2 protein-coding genes and 1 pseudogene are annotated in these 6000 nt (G+C 67.8%); all 3 read left to right on the plus strand.

The genetic code is table 11. The annotated features are described in order from the left end of the window. Positions 1-524: 524 nt before the first annotated feature. Positions 525-3653 carry an Rne/Rng family ribonuclease gene (locus AB4061_RS37000; protein ID WP_441641077.1) on the plus strand — a complete coding sequence of 1043 codons (3129 nt, stop codon included), beginning with the start codon at positions 525-527 and terminating at the stop codon, positions 3651-3653. A gap of 214 nt (positions 3654-3867) precedes the next feature. Further along, positions 3868-5436 (plus strand): GTP 3',8-cyclase MoaA, encoded by a 1569-nt coding sequence (moaA, locus tag AB4061_RS37005; RefSeq protein WP_441641078.1) that lies wholly within the window; start codon positions 3868-3870, stop codon positions 5434-5436. Positions 5437-5471: 35 nt separating this feature from the next. Continuing rightward, positions 5472-6000 (plus strand): annotated as a pseudogene (locus tag AB4061_RS37010) (molybdopterin molybdenumtransferase MoeA); the annotation flags it as partial.

Below are 6000 nucleotides of genomic sequence, written 5' to 3' on the forward strand. Positions count from 1 at the left end.
GTAGAACAGAATTTGATAGTGGATGCCCACCCGGCATCCACTCTGGTGAGAGAAGTCCCGCCCGCACCGGGAAACGGTGCCGCCGGCATGCTTCCAACGCCGCCTGACTGGTTGTACCGGCGCCCGGTCGCAGAACTCCAAGAAGCAGTAGGTGCGCCCGCCAGGAGATGTCAGGAAGCGAAGCAGCATTGCCGTGACGACAAACTTGCTCTTTGACGCGTCTAGCCCTTCCGCGGCCGGCCGCGGTGCGATGGCGCCTCTTTGCGCCCGCGCCGCCGCCATGCCAGCCGGAAACCCGCTGGGTCGCTGCGCAAAGCAGCACACCGGCGTTCTCTCCGACCATGCGGACGGCGCTTTCGACGTCGTTACCTCTCTTTCACCCGTGCCCAGCCGGCCGCGCTCATTTGCGCGACGGCGCTTTCGGCAATTCTCGCGCCCTCACTCGCTCCCTCGCGTGCTCCACGGAACGAACGCCGCGGGCACCGCATGCCGGTGCAATCCGCGGCATTGAGTGAGGTAATGCGATGAAACGCATGCTTTTCAACGCGACGCAGCAAGAGGAACTGCGCGTCGCCATCGTCGACGGTCAGAAGCTGATCGACATCGACATCGAAGCCGCCGGGCGCGAACAGCGCAAGGGCAACATCTACAAGGGTGTCATCACCCGGATCGAGCCCTCGCTGGAAGCCTGCTTCGTCAACTACGGCGAAGAACGCCACGGCTTCCTGCCCTTCAAGGAAGTCGCACGCGCCTTTTTCAAGGAAGGCGTGGACGTGCGCAACGCGCGCATCCAGGACGCGTTGCATGAAGGCCAGGAACTGATCGTCCAGGTGGAAAAGGAAGAGCGCGGCAACAAGGGCGCGGCGCTGACCACCTTTATCTCGCTGGCCGGCCGTTACCTGGTGCTGATGCCCAACAACCCGCGCGGCGGCGGCGTATCGCGCCGCATCGAGGGCGAGGACCGCCAGGAACTGCGCGAGACCATGGGCCAGCTGGCCGTGCCCGAGGGCATGAGCATCATCGCCCGCACCGCGGGCATCGGCCGCTCGGCCGAAGAGCTCCAGTGGGACCTGAACTACCTGCTGCAACTGTGGAAAGCCATCGACGGCGCCGCCGGCGACAACAAGGCCCCGCTGCTGATCTATCTCGAGTCCAGCCTGGTGATTCGCGCCATCCGCGATTACTTCCAGCCGGATATCGGCGAGATCCTGATCGACACCGACGAAATCTACGAGCAGGCCCGCGCCTTCATGAGCGTGGTCATGCCCGACAACATGAACCGCGTGAAGAAGTACCGGGACGACGTCCCCCTCTTCTCGCGCTTCCAGATCGAGCACCAGATCGAGTCGGCTTATTCGCGCATGGTGATGCTGCCCTCGGGCGGCGCCATCGTGATCGACCACACCGAAGCCCTGGTCTCGGTGGACGTGAACTCGGCCCGCGCCACCAAGGGCGCCGACATCGAGGAAACCGCGCTGCGCACCAACCTCGAAGCCGCCGACGAAATCGCCCGCCAGCTGCGCCTGCGCGACCTGGGCGGCCTGATCGTGATCGACTTCATCGACATGGAAGCCAGCAAGGCCCAGAAGGACGTGGAAACGCGCCTGAAGGATGCCCTGCGCCATGACCGTGCCCGCGTGCAGATGGGCAAGATCAGCCGCTTCGGYCTGATGGAGCTGTCGCGCCAGCGCCTGCGCCCGTCGCTGTCGGAAGGCTCGCACATCACTTGCCCGCGCTGCAACGGCACCGGCCATATCCGGGATACCGAATCCTCCGCCCTGCAGGTCCTGCGCATCATCCAGGAAGAGGGGATGAAGGAGAACACCGCCGCCATCCACTGCCAGGTGCCGGTGGAAGTGGCCGCGTTCCTGCTCAACGAGAAGCGCCAGGACATCAACCTGATCGAGATGCGCTTCAAGGTCAACGTGCTGCTGATCCCCAACAAGCACCTGGAGACCCCGCACTACAAGCTGGAGCGCCTGCGTCACGACGACCCGCGCCTGGAAGACAGCATGGCCAGCTACAAGATGGCCGAGGCTGCCGCCAAGGAACTGGAAGCCGACACCAGCTACAGCAGCCGCAAGAAGGAAGACGCCAAGCCGCGCCAGGAAGCCGCCGTCAAGGGCATCACCCCGGAACAGCCGGCACCCGTCTCGGTGCCGCGCGCCGAGCGTGCCCCGCGCCCGGAAGCCGCGGCGGCAGCCGCACGTCCGGTGCCGGCTACCCAGCCGGTGGTCGGCGGTGGCTTCATCGGCTGGCTGAAGAACCTGTTCGGCGCCAAGCCCGCAGCGCCCGCCGTCGAGCCGGCCAAGCCGGTTGATGCGGAGCAGCGCAGCGCTGAGAGCCGTCGCGAACGCGGCCAACGAGGCGAACGCGGTGAAGGCCGTGGCCAGCGCGGCGAACGCGGTGGCGAGCGTGGCGGCGAACGTGGCGACCGCCAGGGCCGTGGCCAGCGCGGCGAGCGCGCACCCCAGGAACGTGGCGAGCGCGCGGACCGCGGCGAACAGCGCGCGGAGCGTGGCGAGCGCGTCGAAGCGCGCGGTGAACGTGGAGAACAACGTGGCGAGCGCGGCGAACAACGCGGCGAGCGCAACAGCCGCGCCCCGCGCCAGGCCGCACTGGAAGTCCAGCCGGCCCGCCAACCCGAAGGCGCACCGGCCGAGCGTACGGAAGGCCGTGGCGAAGGCCGCCGCGACCGCAACCAGGAGCGCCGCGAGCGCCAGCGCGACCGCCAGCGTGAACGAGGTGACGCGCCGCGCGAAGGCGAAGCCACCGAAGGCCTGGCTGCCGAAGCCGTAGCCGCGACCGCCGCAGCTGTCGTAGCAGCGCCGGCCGTAGCCGCAGCGATTGCCTCGCACGATGACGCCGACAATGCACGCACCGACCTGCCAGAAGGCACGGAAGGCACCGAGAACGGTGAAGGCGAAGAACGCCGCCGCCGCAATCGCCGTGGCCGCAACCGCTATCGCCGCGAACGCGACGACGGCGCCCAGGCAACCGAAGGCGCGGAAAGTGCTGAAGGCGAGTACACGGCGGAAGTGCGCGAAAGCACCCAGGCCGCCGCCCCGGCTGTGGTCGCCCAAGCGCCCGCGATCGAAGCCGCTGCCGTGCCGGTTGCCGAAAGCGCGCCGAGCGCTCCGGCTTACCAGCCCGCCGAAGCTGCCGTAGTGACGCAACAGACCGTGGCACCGCCGGCGGAGCCGGTGGTCGTGCAAGCCGCGCCGATCTCGGCGCCGGTCGCTGCGCCGATCGTCGAAACGGTTGCCGAGCCAGTGGCTGAAACGGTGGTTGAGACGATCGCAGCAAGCCCGGCCGCCTACCAGCCGGCACCGGCTCCGGTTGTGGCCGAAGCTGTCGTGGAAGCCCCTGCTGTCGTAGCGCCTGCCGTTGAAGTGCCGGCCGCTGCCCCGGTGGCAACGGTAGCCCCGGCAGCCCCGGTGGCGATCGAAAGCCTGCAGCCAATGCTGGCATCGGCTGGCCTGGAATGGGTCAACACCGACACCAGCAAGCTGCGTGCAGCGCAGGAAGCGGCTGCCAGCATCCCGCCGGCAGCGCGCGTCGTGCGGGAGCGCAAGCCCCTGCCGCCGTTGCCTGAAGGTCCGATGATCCTGGTCGAAACCGGTGGCGATACCGCTGGAACGCCGCAGAAGTAAGCGGCACCCTCGCGGGTAGCAAGGAAAGGGACGGCGATGCCGTCCCTTTTTCATGCCTGCGCGCTTTGTCCAGGGTGATGCCGGCGGTACCATGCCCGGCTCGGCTAGAATGACAAATAGATGGCACCCGAAAGATGGTGCCCGGAACGGGCGATGTTGCCCTGTGCAATCGCGCCAGAGCCGCCCGTCACCCGCACTGCCACGCCCCCAGGCCATGACCGAATCCGTCATTCCCATTTTCGACCTGCGCGACCATCGCTACCGCTCGATGACGCCAAGCATTCCGGCCGTGCTCGCCGCACCAATCGGGCTGGTTGCCGACACGCGCGGCAGGCCGCTCCATGATCTGCGCATCTCGGTCACGGATCGCTGCAATTTCCGCTGCGTCTACTGCATGCCCAAGGAAGTGTTCGACAAGGACTACACCTTCCTGCCCCATTCCGAGCTGCTGAGCTTCGAGGAAATCGAGCGCGCGGCTCGCCTCTTCGTTGCGCACGGCGTGGAGAAGATCCGCCTCACCGGTGGCGAGCCGCTGCTGCGCAAGAACATCGAGAAGCTGGTGRAAATGCTGGCGCGCATCGACACGGTGTCTGGCAAGCCGCTGGACCTCACCCTCACCACCAACGCCTCGCTGCTGGCCCGCAAGGCGCGCGCGCTGCGCGATGCGGGCCTGACGCGGGTGAGCGTGAGCCTGGACGCCATCGACGACGCCACCTTCCGCCGCATGAACGATGTCGACTTCGCSGTGCGCGATGTGCTGGACGGCATCGAGGCCGCCCAGGCGGCCGGGCTGGCGCCGATCAAGGTCAACATGGTGGTCAAGCGCGGCACCAACGATGGGGAGATCGTGCCRATGGCCGCGCATTTCCGCGGCAGCGGCATCATCCTGCGCTTTATCGAGTTCATGGACGTGGGCGCGAGCAACCACTGGCAGATGGAYGAGGTGCTGCCCTCGGCCGACGTGGTGCGCCGCATCCACGAGGCCTTCCCGCTGGAAGCCATCCCGGCCAACTATAGCGGCGAAACCGCCGAGCGCTGGCGCTACCGCGACGGCGCCGGCGAGATCGGCGTGATCTCCAGCGTCACCCACGCCTTCTGCGGCGACTGCAGCCGCATCCGCCTGTCGACCGAAGGCCGGCTCTACCTGTGCCTGTTCGCCACCGAAGGCTACGACCTGCGCGCGCTGCTGCGCGGCGAGCATAGCGACCTGGAAATCTCCAACGGCGGCAGGGGCAGCCGCATGGGCGGCACCGACAAGGGCCTGCAGCCGTTTCGCGGCTCGCCCATGGCGATGCATACGCTGATGCGCCTGTCCGCGCAGACCGGTGGCGTGCTGATCAACGCCAACCGCAACCTGGCCGCGTATGAGTCCTTCGGTGTGCCGGTGGTCACCGATTCGGTGCCGGACTTCGCCGGGCCCCTGGCTGGCATGCTGGCCGGGCTTGAGCAATGCCAGACGGGCTGGATGCTGAGTGCCCCCTGCGACTCGCCTTTCCTGCCATCCGACCTGGCAGTGCGCCTGGCGAGCGCGATCGACGCGCAAGGCGCCGAGATGGCCATCCCGGTCACCATCGACGCGGATGGCCGCCGGCAGGTCCAGCCGGTGTTTTGCCTGATGCCGGTCACGGCGCTCGACGGCCTGGTGGCTTTCCTCAACGGCGGCGGCCGCAAGATCGAAACCTGGGCCGCCTCACACCGCTTGGCCGAAGTGCTGTTCGAAGACGCCGGCGCCTTCGCCAATATCAATACCCTGGATGAGTTGCGCACGCTCGAAGCGCGCTGACAACCCAAGCCAGGCCGCTGCCCCGGGAACGGTCCATGCCATCACTACAATCCGTCATTTCCTGCCTGTCCGACTACGATCCCGGTGCGTTGCCGGTGGCGCAGGCCAACCAGATCATCGGCGAGGTGGTCGAGCCCGTGAGGGGCACCGAGCAGGTCGCCCTGCGCACAGCGCTCGACCGCGTGCTGGCCGAAGACGTCATCTCCAGGCTGGACGTGCCCGCGCACGACAACTCCGCCATGGACGGCTATGCGTTCGCCAGCAGCGAGTTGGCCGCGGGCGGCGGCGTGACCCTGACGGTGGTCGGCAGCGCCTTCGCCGGCGCTGCCTGCGAGCAAGCGGTCGCGCGCGGCCAGGCTGCGCGCATCATGACGGGCGCCATCATGCCGGCCGGCTGCGACACCGTGATTCCCCAGGAATTCGTCGACGTCGAAGGCGAGCTGATTCGCTTTGACGCCAAGGCGGTACGGGCCGGCGACAACCGCCGCCTGCGCGGCGAAGACCTCGCCATCGGCCAGCCGGCACTGGCCGCCGGACGCATCCTGCAGCCGGCCGACCTTGGCC

Source organism: Cupriavidus sp. YAF13, assembly GCF_052113425.1.
Lineage (GTDB): Bacteria > Pseudomonadota > Gammaproteobacteria > Burkholderiales > Burkholderiaceae > Cupriavidus.